This is a genomic window from Fibrobacter sp., from assembly GCF_045601785.1.
GTDB lineage: Bacteria > Fibrobacterota > Fibrobacteria > Fibrobacterales > Fibrobacteraceae > Fibrobacter.
On sequence record NZ_JAZSAF010000085.1, the window covers coordinates 53,643 to 70,770 of the forward strand.

At 50.3% G+C, this 17,128-nt stretch carries 11 protein-coding genes; 3 read left to right on the forward strand and 8 right to left on the reverse strand.

Going from position 1 to position 17,128, the window contains the following annotated elements; genetic code table 11:
• Positions 1-7: 7 nt before the first annotated feature.
• Positions 8-466, reverse strand: a complete 459-nt coding sequence (locus tag ACKI61_RS13790; protein ID WP_407458245.1) for a SufE family protein — start codon at positions 464-466, stop codon at positions 8-10.
• Positions 467-470: 4 nt separating this feature from the next.
• Positions 471-1,670 carry an NAD(P)/FAD-dependent oxidoreductase gene (locus ACKI61_RS13795; protein WP_407458246.1) on the reverse strand — a complete coding sequence of 400 codons (1,200 nt, stop codon included), beginning with the start codon at positions 1,668-1,670 and terminating at the stop codon, positions 471-473.
• Between the two features lie 126 nt (positions 1,671-1,796).
• Here ACKI61_RS13795 and ACKI61_RS13800 point away from each other — a divergent pair, with 126 nt between their 5' ends.
• Positions 1,797-3,185, forward strand: a complete 1,389-nt coding sequence (locus ACKI61_RS13800) for a pentapeptide repeat-containing protein (protein WP_407458247.1) — start codon at positions 1,797-1,799, stop codon at positions 3,183-3,185.
• Positions 3,186-3,258: 73 nt separating this feature from the next.
• Here ACKI61_RS13800 and radA read toward each other — a convergent pair whose 3' ends face one another.
• Complete coding sequence (gene radA, locus ACKI61_RS13805; RefSeq protein WP_407458248.1) at positions 3,259-4,653, reverse strand: DNA repair protein RadA; 1,395 nt, start codon at positions 4,651-4,653, stop codon at positions 3,259-3,261.
• Between the two features lie 248 nt (positions 4,654-4,901).
• Between radA and ACKI61_RS13810 the strand changes: the two genes are divergently transcribed.
• Together ACKI61_RS13810 and ACKI61_RS13815 are read left to right on the forward strand one after the other, a co-directional pair.
• On the forward strand, positions 4,902-8,780 hold the full coding sequence (locus tag ACKI61_RS13810; protein WP_407458249.1) for a hypothetical protein: 3,879 nt from the start codon (positions 4,902-4,904) through the stop codon (positions 8,778-8,780).
• Positions 8,777-10,681, forward strand: a complete 1,905-nt coding sequence (locus ACKI61_RS13815) for a BamA/TamA family outer membrane protein (RefSeq protein ID WP_407458250.1) — start codon at positions 8,777-8,779, stop codon at positions 10,679-10,681. The genes ACKI61_RS13810 and ACKI61_RS13815 overlap by 4 nt, the downstream gene beginning before the upstream one ends.
• Here ACKI61_RS13815 and ACKI61_RS13820 read toward each other — a convergent pair.
• The 5 genes from ACKI61_RS13820 to ACKI61_RS13840 all read right to left on the reverse strand — a co-directional run bounded on the left by ACKI61_RS13820 (position 10,678) and on the right by ACKI61_RS13840 (position 16,992).
• The gene (locus ACKI61_RS13820; protein ID WP_407458251.1) at positions 10,678-11,526 is read right to left on the reverse strand and encodes an ABC transporter ATP-binding protein; all 849 of its coding nucleotides are present in this window, start codon (positions 11,524-11,526) and stop codon (positions 10,678-10,680) included. The genes ACKI61_RS13815 and ACKI61_RS13820 overlap by 4 nt on opposite strands.
• 16 nt (positions 11,527-11,542) lie before the next feature.
• Entirely contained in the window at positions 11,543-12,241 is a 699-nt protein-coding gene (locus ACKI61_RS13825; protein ID WP_407458252.1) for a hypothetical protein, read from the reverse strand.
• Between the two features lie 83 nt (positions 12,242-12,324).
• On the reverse strand, positions 12,325-13,986 hold the full coding sequence (locus tag ACKI61_RS13830; protein WP_407458253.1) for a carbohydrate-binding protein: 1,662 nt from the start codon (positions 13,984-13,986) through the stop codon (positions 12,325-12,327).
• Between the two features lie 100 nt (positions 13,987-14,086).
• Positions 14,087-15,880: an FISUMP domain-containing protein gene (locus ACKI61_RS13835; protein WP_407458254.1), complete on the reverse strand. Its 1,794-nt coding sequence runs from the start codon at positions 15,878-15,880 to the stop codon at positions 14,087-14,089.
• Complete coding sequence (locus ACKI61_RS13840; protein WP_407458255.1) at positions 15,880-16,992, reverse strand: FISUMP domain-containing protein; 1,113 nt, start codon at positions 16,990-16,992, stop codon at positions 15,880-15,882. The genes ACKI61_RS13835 and ACKI61_RS13840 overlap by 1 nt, the downstream gene beginning before the upstream one ends.
• Positions 16,993-17,128: the final 136 nt, after the last annotated feature.

The window sequence follows — 17,128 nt, forward strand, 5'->3', positions numbered from 1 at the left end:
TTTATCCCTATTTTTTGGCGAGGGCAGCAAAGACCCTTGCATATAAATAAATCTGCTTCACAAGGCTTGCAAAGCCGTTCGATCGCGTCGGCGAAAGGCCTACATTCAGACCGATATCCTGAAAGAACTTCGGATCGACGGCCAAGATGTCTGCCGGAGCCATGTCGTTATAGACCTTGAGCGCCAAGGCACCGAGCCCACGGCTAATGAGCGGATTCGTGGTTCCGCCCTCGACATCCATTTCGAAGTGGATCTTTGCACCGTCAAAGTTCGGTACCAGGTACATGGTCGAGGCGCAACCCTGGATAATGAACTTTTCCGCCTTCAAGGCTGCATCCATCCCCTTATGGGCGCGCGCCAAGTCCAAGAGAAATTTCCACTTGTCGTCGGGATCGCTGAAGCCCGCAAACTTGTCGCGGATTTCACTCAAACGCGCATTCATCTGTTCGCTGATTGCTGCTTCCATAAACCTACCGCAAGAAGGAACGCATCTTCCAAATCAAGGAAGGTGCCGCCCACAAAACATTAAAGAAGATTCGGAACAGCGTCTGCTTTTCGCGCGGGAGCTTTGATAGCCTTTCTGCCGCACGGTCAAACTGTCTGTCGCTGATTTTATTGAAACCGACTTTTGCTCGGGCCACCTGCACATGCTTGTCGCCAAGCGCGGCCATCCAGCGATCGAGCACCTTGGCTTCGATAGCGCTGCGGTTTGCACCGGAATCGTCCAGCCATTCCTTGACCGATTCGGCGACGACCTTGCCGCAAAGCAGGGCTTCGACAATGCCCGAACGGCTGATAGGGTTCACGCAGCTAGCCGCGTCACCCGCCTTAAAGAGACCGCACCTTGCAAGCGGCTTTACCGCAGCGCCGCTACAGGCGATCATGCCACCGTACACTGCCTTGACGGTTGCCTTGGGGTAATCACGGTCAATAAAATCCAGAAGCTTTTTGCGAAGCGGAACCTGGTGCTTTACGTCGCGACCAAGCACAAAGCCGATGTTGACTTCCTTGCCGTCGCGCGGGAAAATCCAGCCGTAACCCGATTCGAATTCAGAACCGAAGAAAAGCTCGATATGCTCCTTGCTGTGCTCGATGCCCTCGGCTACCGCAAAGATGGCGGGTTCCAAATCGGCATCGCCCGTTTCGATTCCATCGAGACAGGCTATTCCACGAGTGAGCTTGCAGCTTGGGCCAGACGCATCTATTACGGACAACGCAGAAAGAGTTTCAATTTCGCCACCCGGCACAGACACCGACACACTCCAGCCAGCAGCTGTCTTTTCGAGCTTCTTGATTAGCGCATCGTAATGACATTCCACGCCTGCTGCAATGCAGCCATCCGAAAGGTTTCGATGGAATCGCGCACGGTCCAAGATTAAGCCGCAGTCCTTGCTGTAAAATTCAGCACGGAAACGCTTGGGCGATGTAAAGTAGATTCCAGAAAGGGTTTCACGGACAAACGAAACATCCACCGGCCAAAGGCTGTTCAAGCGATCCTTGGAGACCGCCTCGGCACAGAAAATCGGTTCTTTCCAGGGTTCCTTCTTGTCTAAAAGCAAAATCCGTCTGGCACCGCCAGTCAAACGACCCAGGGTGCAAGCGGCCATGAGACCGGCAGGACCGGCCCCGCAAACCACTACATCATATTGATTTGATGCAAAATTTGCCATTTCGGGGAACAAATTAGCATTTATTTATAAAGTTTTTTTCTTTTTTATTGTTATTTGTCAAATTTTTTAGTTATTTTAGGGTTATCCGTTATTTGGTTTATCCTTAAAGGGAAAATGTATATGAATATGAAGAGTGTATCAAAGTTCGGCCTGTGCCTGTTGAGCGCGCTTGCTCTCAATGTTTATGCCCAGGACGATTGGGCAGGCAAGGACCTGAACGTTTCTTTCAGTAACAAGCGTATCGATGGTTTCAACTTCAGGAACGCAAAGGCAGTCGCGCACACCACGGACTTCCGTCGTGCTACAGGTGAAGGCCCGGACTTCCAGGGTGCAGACCTCAGGGAAGTTTCTTTCCAGAACGCCGTGATTAGCAACGCCAACTTCGAAAACACGAACCTCACCAAGGCAACTATTAGCGGTGCTGACATTCGTGGATCTTCCTTCGAAGGCTCCAACATGGAAGAAGCGAACCTCTACCGTGCAACGCTTCTCGACAGCCAGTTCCCCAAGACCAACCTTAAGAACGCTCGTCTCGATGCCATGAAGGTGTCCGACAAGACGGACTTCAGCAAGTCCGACCTCACCCAGGCGTCCGTGATGGATGTGGACCTTACTGCAGCCGACTTCAGCAAGGCAAACCTCACCCGTGCAAACTTCTCCCGTTCCTTGATGGCTAACAGCGACCTCCGCAAGGCCACCATCGTCAAGACGGACTTTACCGCCTGTAACCTGATTGCCGCCAACTTCAAGGGCGTTGACCTCGTTGACGTGAACTTCGCAAAAGCTGGTCTTTCTCAGGCCAACTTCAGCGGTGTTGAATTCAACAACGTGAACCTGCAGGATGCAGACCTTTCGCTCACGACCTTCAATGATGTCGATCTTTCCAAGACTCAGCTCCAGAAGGCCAAGTTCGCCCAGTCCACCGTGAAGAACATGAAGTTCGACAACCAGGACCTCACGGGCGTGATCTTCGACAAGGGCTCCGTCGCAAAGAACTCCTTCGTGAAGACGAAGCTTTCCAAGGCATCTTTCTATGATACCGAAGTGAGCAAGAACGCTTTCCAGAACGCAGAACTTTTGAAGGCTGTGTTCGACGGTGCCTATGTTCGTAAGAACATCTTCGACAAGGCTGACCTCACCAAGGCCAACTTCGCGAACTCCACCATCGAACGTTCTGACTTTATCCTTGCCACCCTGGCGGGCGTAAGCTTTGCCGGTGCCAAGCTCGAAAAGGTGAACTTCACCAACGCCAACATGCAGGGCATCAAGATTGACGCCGACACCAAGATGGAAGACGTGGACTTCTCCGGTGCAAACCTCGAAGGTGCCAAGATCGAAAAGTTCACCGCCAAGAAGGTGATCTACGACAACAAGACGGTGTTCCCGTCCGGCTTTGACCCGCGCCAGTACGGCTTCACCAAGCGTGGTGAAAAGGCTGCCGACATCAAGGTCGAAGGCTCTGGTTCTTCTCAGAAGAAGAAGAGAAAGAAAAAAGACGCTGATGACGAAGAATAGTCTCTAGCCAAAAACGGAATTGAAAAGCCTCGGTGAAAACCGAGGTTTTTTGTTATAAGACCGCTCGCGACAATTACTTCTTGGACATGAGCCAGTTCACCGCTTCGGAGAGGGTGCGGACCTGCACAATCTTCATGCCGGAGGTATTTTCGGGCAAGCGACCCGCAGCAGGGACAACCGCTTCGGTCATTCCCAGGCGGCGGGCTTCCTTGAGCCTGGTTTCCAACAGGCTCACGGATCGGACCTCGCCCGACAGTCCGAGTTCACCCACGACAATGGACTGGCGCCCCAGCGGAATGGAGAGATGGTTGCTCGCGATGGCGAGCGCAAGGGCGAGATCCGACGAAGTGTCGGAGACCTTCAGCCCGCCAGCAATGGAGACGAACACGTCGGATGCCCCGACGATGACCCCGCCGAACTTTTCGAGCAAAGCAAGAATAATTGTAAGGCGTTTCGGGTCGATGCCCGCCGCCACACGCTGCGGCACGGCAAAAGTCGTCGAACTCACCAGCGCCTGCGTTTCAAAGAGCATCGCACGGGAGCCTTCCAGCGTACAGCACACGACACTTCCCGGAGTCGGGGGGACATTTTCTTGCAAGAATACGCGGCTTGGATTCTCGACCGACGAGAGTCCATGGCCCGTCATCTCGAAGACGCCGATTTCGTCCGTTGCACCGAAGCGGTTCTTGATGGTGCGCAAGAGCCTATACTGATGGTTGCGGTCTCCTTCGAAATAGGCGACCGTATCGACCATGTGTTCCAAGATGCGTGGCCCCGCAATCTGGCCGTCCTTGGTGACATGCCCGATGAGAATCGTGATGCAACCCGTGTTCTTTGCAAATACCATCAGGTCAAGCGTACATTCGCGAAGTTGCGTGGCACACCCGGGAGTCCCCGAAAGGGTTTCCTTGTAAACGGTCTGGATAGAATCTATCACGAGCACTTGCGGCTTGATTTCACCTGCCTGCGAGAGGATTTTTTCAAGGCTCGTTTCGCAGAGCAGGAGCATATCGGAACCTGCGACATTCAGGCGCTCGCTGCGGAGCTTCACCTGGACGGCGCTCTCTTCACCGCTGACGTAGAGCGTCTTGACGCCGGCGGCTGTCATGGTGGCGAGCGTCGAAAGCACCAGGGTGGACTTGCCGATTCCCGGATCGCCACCAATGAGCACCAGGGAACCTGGTGCAAGCCCGCCACCCAGTACACGGTCAAATTCGGCATTGGCGGTGCTCAGCCGCCGCGTGTCTTCGGCAGCGACATCTTTAAGCGGGACTATCTGATGGACTGGGCCACCGAGCCCTCGCGAAGCACGCCCACCCTCTACGAGATTTTCAACCACATGTTCCTTGAGGCTACTCCACGCCCCACAGAAAGGGCACTTGCCCGCCCACTTGGGAGTCGTGTTGCCGCACTCTGTGCAAAGGAACTCAATTTCTTTTTTCGCTTTCGACTTATTTAGTGCTACCATGTGCACTAATATAACTAAATATGCACGACAGAAAGTGACACTCGCCACAAATGATGCACAAAAAAGCACCTCGTTGAAAAAAATTCCTGATATACATTCTTATTTTCATGGAACAAGCAAGGCTGCCCCGCGCGTACAAACCGTTAGCGCGTCCGCTCACGCAAATCATTGACAGACAACGATTTACACACACTTTTCACCATAAATCCAAGACCACTTTTTGTGCATTTTCTATACTTGAAATCAAGTTGATCAGAAGACCGACGACATTTGTAGGAACAGCCGTCCTTACAACGGCTGTGGTTGGCGTCATTGCCCTTGGCGCCTGGTTCTTGCATGCGCTTTTAGAAAGATTCCTTTCTACGGAACATACCATCGCAGGGGTCACCATAACCCCTTACGGGCATAGCATGGAATCGCTCCTAACCCACCATTTCGACTCCATCCGAGTCGAAGTCGATGGCACCGACATCAAAATTGCCAATCCGAACCTGGACATTACAATTCTCGGCTTCACAAAGGGAGTGAACCTAGATATGGATTCGGTCATCGCCGTCGTCGGCCCTCCCAAGGACGATTCCAAACCAAAAGAAGATCCGCAGGAAATACCCAAATTTCCCGAAAAGCTCCGTTTTCCCATCCCCGTCCAGGTCGGGGTGAAAAATGCACAGGTCTACCTCTCCGACGGCAAGGGTTGGCAGGCAAAGGATCTTTCCATCGAGAGCGAAGGCGAGAAGTCACTTTCTATCAAGGCGAGGGAAGCTTCGGGCGACTTCATCTCGGCACCCGCCAAAATAAACATCCGCGCCGACTTTGAAAGCGAAAAACTGAAAGTCAACGGAAGCGTCAAGACCGCCAAGGACTCCGTCGCACTCAACATAGAAGCCCCCAAGGACGATCTGGGAAAGGTTTCGGCGAATACGAACCTGACCATCAACAATCCCAAGGAATGGATTCCCGCGGACCTACCCGCAGCGGTCCCGCACATCGGAGCTATCAAGGTAAAGGCCAACGGAACGTTCGACCTTCAGAAGAAAAGGACAACATACGATGCGACGGTACAAACCAGGATTGGCGAATTCTGGCCGCTGCTCGCCGAAAGCGTCACCTTAAAACTCTCCGGCGACCAGAACAACATCGATTTCGACTGTCTGCTCAAAAACGACGAAGGCGGAAGCATTTCGCTCAACGGATCGGCCAACAAGAACAAGGAGGCGTTCTTTACCGGACGAGTCAGTCACATGAGCGCCCAGTTCGGACCCCAGATGATGCCTTTGGACATGGAAATCAAATCGGGAGAATTACACAACAACGAGCTGACCGTGTCCGCAGAAACAAGACAAGGATCCCTAGTCGATGCCGTCATCAATTTCAAGGATTCCTTATCGCTAACCTTTACCGGAGACATATCCCCTCACGAACCATGGGCGCTAGACTGGACGAATGGTAACTTGACGCTTGGCGCAAGATCCAAGGCCTACGGCTCCTTCAACGGACACTCGCTAAAAATTCTTGCGCACATTCACTCGATCATCAACGCCTACCACATTGCCGCAGACTCCCTGCAGGTCACGCTCGACATTAACAAGAAAGGCATCGACTTTTCGAACGGAACGATCTACACCCCCAAGGAGACATTCGATTTCGACGGGGACGTCAAATGGAACGACGAACACCCGCATACATCCTGGAATGTAAGGCAGCAGCACGGCGGCAAGGCGAGCGCCTACGTCCACATCGGTGACACCATCGCCCTCGATGTCGAAGCGGACAAGGTGGTCTACGAAACAATTCCCTTCTCCGACATCAATCTCGGCAGAAACATCGTCGGCCGCGTCAGTGGAACCTGGCACCAGGACTTCGACAACCACATAGGAGTCATGGATCTTTCCGTCGAAGGAGAAGTCGAATCCTTCCAGGTCGGTCTAGAAACTTCCGTCCGCAAGAACAAGGACACCATATTCGTTGACCACTTCAAGGCGTTGCACAACAAGAACTCGGTAACGGCAGCCACAATCTTCATCTTGCCCAACGATTCCAACCCCGACTTCAAGGCAACGAGCTTCTTGCCAGTCCAGGTTCTCTACGCCAATATTTCATCGCATGAATTCAGCATTCCCCTGCTACTCGAAGGTCTAAACGACAGCACCCTGACGTCCGGTATGCTGAACGGTGACCTGACCTACAACCAAGGAAACAAGCTCATAGGCAACCTGGACTTCTTCGACATCCAGTTCCGCAAAATTCCAAGCGACCTGTTCAACATTCGAAAGCTGAACGTATTCGCAGAGAACGACAAAATTGAGCTGAACTCCTACCTTGACATTGGTGGCGGCGGTTGGACCGGTAACACGCAGGTTATCATCAACAACATTTTCAGCGACAAGCGCCATGTGAGTTTCTCTCACGGCAGCGACAACGGCGGAACTCTTTGGGCCGAAGGGTTCATCGACAACGATTTCATATTCAAGGGCACAGTCGATGCGAACGGCTCGTGGTTTATTCCTGGCACCGTAAGCGAAATCACGAACACCGACCTGCACATCGATATGACTGCCGAACTAAGAAAGGGACTCAACGGAATTACAGCCGATTTAAAACTTGATTCCACTTTATATGAACCGCCCAGAACCAAGGTCAAATTCCCGATTTATATGCGCGGGCACCTGGAGAACGGACTCCTAGACATTTTCGAAGCAAAGACGCAGAACGACAACGACGAAGAAATTTCTGCAACGCTCCAGTTCAATCTGGACAGCATGCGGCTTGAAGGTATCAACCTGCACTCCGATAGGTATTCCATTCAGAGTGGATCACATTATCTGGTTTTTGAGGATGTTCACAGCAGCATGACCGACAGCGAAGGCGAGCTTTTGATTACTGCAAACATTCCCAAAATTTCGTACAAGTTCAAGGATGAAGTCTACGGAAAGGCAGACGCCGTCGCTAGAGGCAACATCGGTTTCATCGTTCCGCACCGTCGTGAAGGAATTATCCAGAACAACACGATTACAGGAAACATTTCCATCGACAAGATGGTGTTCTACAGAGACTTCGAGGTAGATGTCACGCCGTCTGCGCTCGACAAGTACCTGACCATGTTCAACAACTTTGTTGCTAAGCTCCGCAAGAAGGGAACCCAAGAAGAAAAGCTTTCTGCTACAAGTCCTATCAACCTGTCGCTGCACGTAAGTGACTCCCAGATGGATTCCATCGCAGTCGTCACACCATTTGCCACATTCCCTCTCACCGTAGACATCTGGGTTCTTGGCAACACGGCACGTCCGCTATTGCGTGGCGACATCAGTAACACGAACAGCGGCTTTATCGGCGTCAAGGACATCTACGAATTCGAATTGAATTCCTTCTTGCTCTCTTGGAACGATGTGCCTTGGCAGAAGGGAGTCATCGATGTGTCCAGTAGCCAGGAACTCCCCTACTGCGCAGAAACTTCGGAAAATGACAAGGAGACTTGTCCCATTAACCTCGACTTGCAAGGCACCATTACGAACTTGCAGGCGATACCGTCATCAAACTGCGGTACGGAATCTTCGTCTGCATCCATTTACTACAACATATTGCTAGGCTGTATCGCCGACGACAACGGAGAAGAAACCGACTGGAACAAGCTCGCGGGCAAGGCAATCGGAAAGGTCATTTCGACAACGGCGAACAAGACCCTTGGTGGCGACTACATCGGCGATATCGACATGAAGGTGATGTTCTTCGAAAACAATACGACTAGCGACAAGGACTCCAGCTACTTCAAAATTCCGGTGGCGCTCGACCGCTGGGTAAAGAACCTGAGTCTTATCTTTGGCTACACGCAGGACCAGAGCGAAAACCCCACTTACGACCAGTCGCTGCAATTCGGCGCGAACTACATACTCCCCGTATTCCAGGAAGCGGAATACTCGCATAAGAACCACCTGTCTCCGACACTGTCGTTGAACGCCATGCTTATACAAAAGCAGTACCTGACCAACACCGGTACAGAAAGCGGTGAAACAGAACGACTCGAAAAGAATGTCGGTATCGAATACGTCTACAAGTTCTGGAACCCGTGCCTGCTAGGCCTGGGCCGCTGCGAAGAAATGCAAAACAAACCCAAGGAAGGTGCCAAATGAAAAAATTAGCGACCCTTCTCTTGTTCGTTGCCGTGTTCTGCTTCGCCGAAGAAGACAAACACCCCTGGTACATCAACATTGAGGGCAACAAGGCTTTCTCGAGCTACCAGCTGGAAGAGCAGCTTGATGTACCTGAAGAATTCGGTCGAATGGACACGACAAAACAGGACTTCATGATGCGCCTTTCTCTTGAAAACATCAAGGCGCTCTACTATTCCCGCGGTTACTACAGCCTGGACCTTTCGATGGAAATCCACCGCGACATCGTTTCGCAGGACAGCTCCGTGCGCGGCTACTTCATTGAAATCCGCGACGGCGAACGCTACCGATTCAACGGGGTAAAGCTGATTGTACCCCCCGATCGAACGGTCGAAATCGACACGACCGACCTAAATACGGCTAAAGACCACTACTACAACCACGAAGATATTGCCGAAGATATGGAAAAAATCCAGAAGGCTTACCGCCGCGAAGGCTATCTGCACACGACGCTATCTTCTGTAGAACTCGTTGACACCAACCAAAAGAAAATCTATGTCGAGATTACAATCGACCCTGGCGCCAAGGTCATCATGGGTAACATGGTGAGTGCAAGCCTTCGTTCTCGCGACAGACACTCCAAGCAGGATTCTGTTCAGGAAATGGGACTTACCGACACGGCATGGCTCTCTTCACTCTGGAGAATTCCGAAAGGTAAAATCATCGACGGTAACCAGTACCACTCCTTCAGATCGAAGCTATTCTCTACGCAGCTATTCACTCAAATCAAGATGAGCGATTCCTTGCGCGAAGACGGGCTTTCCGACGTGCACCTGGATGCAACCGAACGCGTTCCCGGTGAGATGCATTACGGTTTCTTCTACGAAGAAATTTACGGATTCGGCGCACACGCTTCGGCAAAGCACAAGAATTTCTTTGGACGATTCCACGAATTTTCTACGGGTGCGCTCGTCGCCCAGCACAAGCAAGAAGCATCAATCGGCTACGCAAACCCGCTCTTGTTCGGAACGGCATTCAGCTTCATTCCGACGGCAATCCGCTTCGACGACCGCCTTACGCTGAACCATGAAAAGACGAACCCGCCCGCCTACCCCGACAGCATCGAAGAGCGCTACGAAGTGATTAACCGTGGCGACTTGACCTTCGGCATTACAAAAAACATCCGTTTCCGCGGCACGCTCGATACCCGCTATGTTGATAAGAACCGAGACAGGCTCTTCAAGCTGAAAGGCGAAGTGGCTCTCACCTTCGACTATACCGACGACTACTTCAACCCGGTGAAGGGAATCCGCTTTGCACCCACCGTAGGCGCGGGCACCAACTGGAATGGTGACATCTATTCGCTCACCATGGTCGGAAACCCCTACACCTACGGCGAGATGACGGTCAACCTGTACCATCCACTGTTCTGGACTTTCAACGGCGCCATCAGCGGAAGCGTCGGCAAGTTCTTCGCCAAGGCGCTAGAAGACGACGCCCGCGTATTCTACCAGGGCGGTACGCGTTCCGTACGCGGCTACCGCTTCCGCAGCATTTACGCAAGCTACGATAGCACCTACACCGAGTATAACGAAGATACCGGCGAAACCGATACCGTCACCGCCATCAATACGGGTCTGACGCCACTTTATTTCAGAATGAACGAAGAAATCCGTTGGACATTCCCCTGGAAAACTTGGAAACGCTGGCAAATCGTTCAATTCTACGACTGGACGCGCGTCGTTGACAGCGAAGGCGTTTACAAGGAACGCGAATGCGAAAGCTTCGGTTTCGGCATTCGTTACCGCTGGCAGTTCCTGACATTCCGTCTCGATTATGCCTTCAAGAAGGATTTGAGCAACTGGAATCCGGAAGCGTTCGGCTGGGGAAGGTTTGCGTTTGATTTGTCGCAGACGTTCTAGATTCGATGGTCTACAACATCCCGATAAATATTCACAAGGTTTGAATTGGCGGAGTTAACATCAACATCAAGCCCCGCCGAAGCAAGTGCCGCACGCACCTGTTCCAAGGTCACGCCGGCAGCAGTTTCTACTTTGAATGTATTCGTAACGGTCGCAAGATCCGCGACTCGCCCATTTTTCAACACCCGCCCGCGGTCGATAATCGCATAGTCCGTGGCTTCTTCTTCCATTTCGGCAAGGATATGCGAACAGACGATCGCCGTGCCCCCCTCGTTTCGCCGCCAATCCGCAATCAGGTTCCACACCGTTTCCCTCGAAATCGGGTCGAGATTTGCAACGGGCTCATCTAATATCAAAAGACGCGGATTAGATGCCATGGCGCGCAGCAGTTGCACCTTCTGACGGTTTCCAAGAGAAAGCTTCCCCATGCGCGTATCAAGACTGGGGAGTTCCAGCTTTTGAGCAAGCGCGGCAATTCGATCGCGGGTTGAAGAAGCTTTCCAGACGGGATTGCCCGCCGCATAAAAACCGACAAAGTAATCTACGTATTCAGCAATCGAAAGTTTCGGATAAATTCCAGGATTTTCAAGTAGAATGCCACATGCAAGCGGATTCAAGAATCCATTTGTGCCACGAACATCCGCAGCAATTTCAAGACTTCCCGAAAACTTAGCGAAGCGACCACAAAGTAAGCGCAAAAGAGTGGTCTTACCGGCACCATTAGGGCCCAGCAGCGCAAAGAAGCTTCCCTGCGGAATTTCAAGCGACACTGACGAAAGCGCCTCCACATCCGATTTCGGATAGCGGAACGAAACGTTCTCGACTTTTACCAGCGGGTTTTCCATCGCGCACTGCAACTAATTACTTGCAGAATTCCTTAACAGCCTCGCTCGGATTCTTGATGAGCGGAAACACACCCTTGTCCTTGCGGACCGCTTCCATCTGCACCTTTTCAGAGGCTCGCTGCAGATACTGGATGCAACGGGGATCGGTGCGCACTGCCGCCATCTGGACCGCCTCGGTGCGGTTCTTGATGCTCACGTATTCAAAGGCGCGGTAATCCTGCTTGACAGCGGCAACCACCACGAGAGCAGTCGGATGTTCTATTTCTTGCAGATAAGTCCAGTCGCGTTCCACGGCTGCCACCAACACTGCTTCGCCAGGGTCGCGCACGAACTTGAGTGCATCGGCACTCACGCGCACGGCTTCGGCCCAAAGTTCATCGCTCGCATTTTCAATTTTCTTGACGATTTTCCAGTCGGCACGGATAGCCGCCTTGAGAAGCTCCGGATTCGTCACAAACTTGAGGATGTTCGGGTCGCCGTTCACAGCAGCGAGGAGTGTAGGCTCGTCGAGAGCGTTGAGAGCCGCCTTTAAGTCTTCGCACAGTCCATTCTTCACATAGAGAATCGCCTGCACATTCTGCTCGAAGGCCGCTTTCTGCACCGCAGGAGTCGGATTTGCAATCAGGCTGATTGCGAACCAGTTGAGTTTGACGGCTTCCAGCTGTTGCTCTTCGGTAGGATTCTCGATTTTCTTGATCTCTATCCAGGACTGCATAAAATTTCTCCAATTAGATTACAAAGATAATAAAATGCCCCGACGCAATGCCGGGACTAATCTATTTCAGGTCTGTATCCTTGTCACTTTCGTACTTGCACCATGTGCATGCTGCCACCGTCCACTTCGCCGTAGCGCATCATGTAGACGCCATTCATCAGCGAAGCCTTGACACCGTTCCACACCTCGCTTTCCGAGCCCGCCACGACATTCACGGATTTGATTAGTTTGCCATTCATGTCGAACACCTGGCAGCGAACCATTCGAGAGCCCTGTTCAAAAGCAATCCCCTTAGCAATAGAAGTCGTTTCCGAAGAACTGGATGACTCCGGAGCAGAAGCATCCACAAACTTGATCCAGTCCACATTGACATAATTGGTGTTGATGGTCAGGCGAAGCGTCTGCTTACCTGCGGCGAGTTCCAATTCTCCCGCCTCAACTTCGGAATAAGTGTTCCAGTCGCCTTGCGAAGGAATTTCAGTTTGCACCTTTTGGTCGCCCACAGAAACCGTCACGCTGGATGCCGTAGAGTTGCCCGTTGCACCGTTGATAATTAATTTGTACTTGCCTGCAGATTTTACATCGAGCGTGTATTCAAAGTAATCGTCTGCAGAGGTATAGCCGAGGGCATAACCGTCGCCCGCCTTCACGATTCCTGCATCGTCGCTGCGGTAGCCCGTTTCGTCACTCTTGCCGTCAGCATCGCTATAAGCATAGGTGTCGTAATTTTCAGCTTCGAGAGTTCCAGGAATTTCGATTGCACCCTTGAACGGTTTGACTTCGATGGGTTCACCCGAAACTTCGAGTTCGAGCGTCATGAATTCAATGGTGTAAGTGCCGTCGGAATTCGGCTTGACCTCTTTGCCCTTCTGGCTCACGGTCTGTCCCTGGGCACCCTGAATCTTCACGCGCAGCGGCACGCTCTTCGGCATGTGCGCATGCGGAGAAGTCCACGTCACCTTGAAACCGCTAGAGGTGTTCGTTGCGATCGCCTTGTCAATCGTGAAGTGTGCACGCAGGTAGGCGCCCACCGTCGAGAAACTCGCCACCCACAAATTCTTGCTGACGGCGTATTCAATCAGCGTCTTGATGTCTGCCGCCGAAATAGCATCCCAGTCGCCACCAACACCATGGTTCAGTTGCACATGCCACTTGCTGCTACTTGCCGCCTGATCGGAACTGCTCTTAAAAGCGGACACATTGCTACTCGTCTGCCAGTAGTGGGAATCAATCTGCATCCAATCCGGTTCGCTATCCCAACCCGTAAGGCCACTGCCACCGCACCCGCGGTTAATAAAGTGCTCTTGGTTGATAGCATTTTTGACCGTCGCATTCTGGGCGCAATACGGCGTCGCCAAAGAAGTCGCCTCAAGGCCCATGCCACGTAACTTTTGCGCAGCCCCGCTCACTTCCGAAGACGGATTGCTCTCCTGAGTCAAGTTCTTGTGGTTCATCGTGTGGTTACCAATTTCGTGCCCCTTCTTCGCATAATTCAAGTGCGGTTGCGAATTGGACGCAAAATTCATGGTATTCGTACAGACAAAGAACGTCACCGACACATCGGGCATATTGTCCAAGAAGGTCAGGTTATTCGTCTGCGAATGCAAACCATCGTCAAAGGTGAAACTGGCTGCACCAGGGTGACCATTCCAGGGCACCGTGGTAATGGGACCGGCGAAAGCGGAAACCGCAGAAACGGCAGCAAATGACAACGCCGCGCCAAGCGAAACTTTCAAACATTCCATAAAAACTCCTTACCCGTAATCTAACCTTTTCCAAGGCAGAATAACATTCCCTAGTTTCATAATTATGGACAATATATCTATGGGTTTGTAAAGAAAAAAACTAGTCCATTATGCAGCGGACAGCGGCAAAGGTCTGTTTTGGGGAGCGCGGCTTACCATGTTCCATATCAACACCATTGTATCCTCTAGCCAAAACAAGGAACATCTCTGCACTGTTTGATGAAGTCCAAAAATAGAAATATTTGCTTTTCGCAACATCGTTTCCTTTAGCCTTCATTGTAGCAAAACCAGATGTTGGTAAAGGCAAAGATAGTCCATAAGTATTTGGATATGGTTCGTCCTGCAGAGCATCCAAGAACGATTCCTCGTCATAGTCCGCCTTTACGAAGTCAATCATTTGTTGCCATTCCTGATCCTGTGGCAAATGCCAACCTCCAGGGCAAATTCCCTGCCTTGAATCTTCCAAAACCAAATAGCGAGCGGATTCATATTCCTGAGGAATATCCATGGCAGCATTCCAATTATACAATCGACCAAACTCCTCGCAATTTTCCGCCTTGTTTTCAAGACAGAGGCTTCCTTCCAGATCGTCGGCATTTCCGCCCGAAGTCTTGAAATTCAGGTTTTCAGCCATCCAGACCTGTTCTCCAATTTTCGTCGTTTTGTAAACTTGCCCATCACGTTTGTCCAACAAAGTTTGAGCAGTCTCATCGTATTCACTCTCACCTTCAGCAGTTGTTTTTGTTTTCACTAGAGATATAGATTCCGGTAAAAACGTATCAGAAACGCAACGAACAAACTTACCCTCAGATTTGTAATTTTTCGCACGATAGTCCCAATTATTTGTCACACCACCATTTTCATCAAGGCAATCTCTATAAGAAAAGAAATCATCATAATCGCAGGAGACCAAATCAAGGACAAAGCCACGAACGGACATAACAACATGTTCAATAAAAGGATTATTTGTCGCTAACCATACTAGCGAACTTATCGCGGCTTCCCTGTAATCTCCAGAATACCAACGAAATCCGGCACGCAGGGCAAATCCATACTTATTTCGATTCGCCTCATTAAAATCAAACATGCTCACAGTCGTACCGCCGTATTGATAATTCGAAACATTCCAACCCACATTGTCTATCAGGTTTTCACCAACAGATTCTTTCCCATTTTCAAAATCTACGTGAGCATGAAGGTCACTCCAGTCGTCTTCCGTCGAGACATGCCAACCTTCAGGGCACACTCCCTGATGAGGCAATTTCATTTCTACCTTATAAGTGCTATCGTATTTCTGTTCCATGGCCATTGCACCAGACCACGTGTAAAGCCTACCTAAATATTCGCAGTTTTCTTCGCGATCCAAATAGCAGAAACTTTGCTTACCTTCGTTATAGGCGTATTTCAGATTTTCGGCCATCCATGTACGCGTTCCAATTTTCACAGTTTTATAGACATGACCATCTCGTGTGTCTAAAAACTCATTTTCGTCGATAATTACAACTGAAGAAGACGACAGAGCGATTGAAGAACTGCTTGAAGCCGAAGGATCCAATTCCCAAGTTTCGCTCTTTTTAGAGGAACTGGATTCGCCGTCAACCTGTTCATCAGTAGAAGAACAGGAAGATTCAACCTTTTTAGAATCATCAGATGACATGAGCGTTTTTAAGGAAGTAGAAGATTTATCCTCGCCATTTTCAGAAACCCAGTCATTTTCTTTACAAGTATAAAGGCAATTTTTGTCTACGACAAAAGCCTGTTCACCTTCCCTTTCTTTTGTACACCGACCCAAATTATAAATAGAACTCACATCAACCGGGCGCGAGACTGTTTCCGTTTCGCCACAACAAAGCAAAAAAGCGCATACGAGCAAAAAAAGAATTTTCTCAATCATCACTTATCCTCCACACAACGGACATAACAGCCGCCAAAGTATCTGCGTTCAGGATAAACAAATTCATCATAATGGAATTGTGCGCTCATGCCCACAGTCCAAATATATCCATCTGCACTGCAAAATGTCGCGCCATAAGCAACATGATCATAATCATCAACACGCGGAGAGAACATTTTACGAGCATTTTCAGAGGGATACTTGGCATAAGTCATTATAATTCCATTATAGCCACATGCAGTTTTGCTGGTACGTTCAGGATCCATACGTCCCCCCTGTTTTGCAGAAAAACCGAAGCGGTTCGTTCCCTTTGGCAGGCCATCGACATCCACCCAATCATCCGTTTTAAGGCTTGTACCTGCCATTTCTTTGCCATTGTGAGCCTCCACATAATCAATCAAGGTATTCCATTCTGCATTATTGGGAATGTGCCAGCCTTCTGGACAAACTCCGCGATGCTGAGGATTAATAAATTCTTCAACGACATCAAGTGAATCATCACTGCAATTCACCTTTTGCATTAATTCCATCGCAGAAAACCACATATACCCTCTACCATATTTTGCGCAACCGCCATAACTTTCAGGAAGACAACCGGAATAAATAGTGTCGTTCAAAAAGTTTAGATTTTCAGCCATCCAATTTTGATTTCCGATTTTCACGGTCTTGTAAACCGCTCCATCTCTAGGGTCTTCTAAAGAACCGTAAACAACCTTTGCCGGATCCGCAACATCGTCATCGTCCAAAGTAGCTTCTTCTCTAGACGAAGAGCTTTCTTTAACAGCAGGACCACCTTCGGAGGAAGAACGGTTTTCAGAAGACGAACTTCTTCCAGATGCCGAACTTTTTACAGAAGAACTCGAAACATCTTCAAAGACGGCTTCCACAGCATTCCACTCATTCTCGAAGCAAATATAAAAAGCGGAATCCTGCATAACCCATACAGAATCTCCATTACGATTCTTGGAGCAATTTCCCAGTTCGTATACGGAATACACCTCCGTGGCAGACTCATCCAAATCATTATGGAATGGGGCAATTTGAACTTTAGTTTCATCACTACAACCGTAAAACAAAGCAATAAATCCAAGAATAAAAACAAATCGTTTCATCACATTTCCTAAACATTCTCTTTTCATTGACTTAATTCAATTATACAAAAAAAGCCCCCGGCTTTGAACCGAGAGCTTTTAAATGTTTTCCGCGAGCGGGCTCTGTGAGCCTCAAAGCCACAAGCGTTAAGCTGTG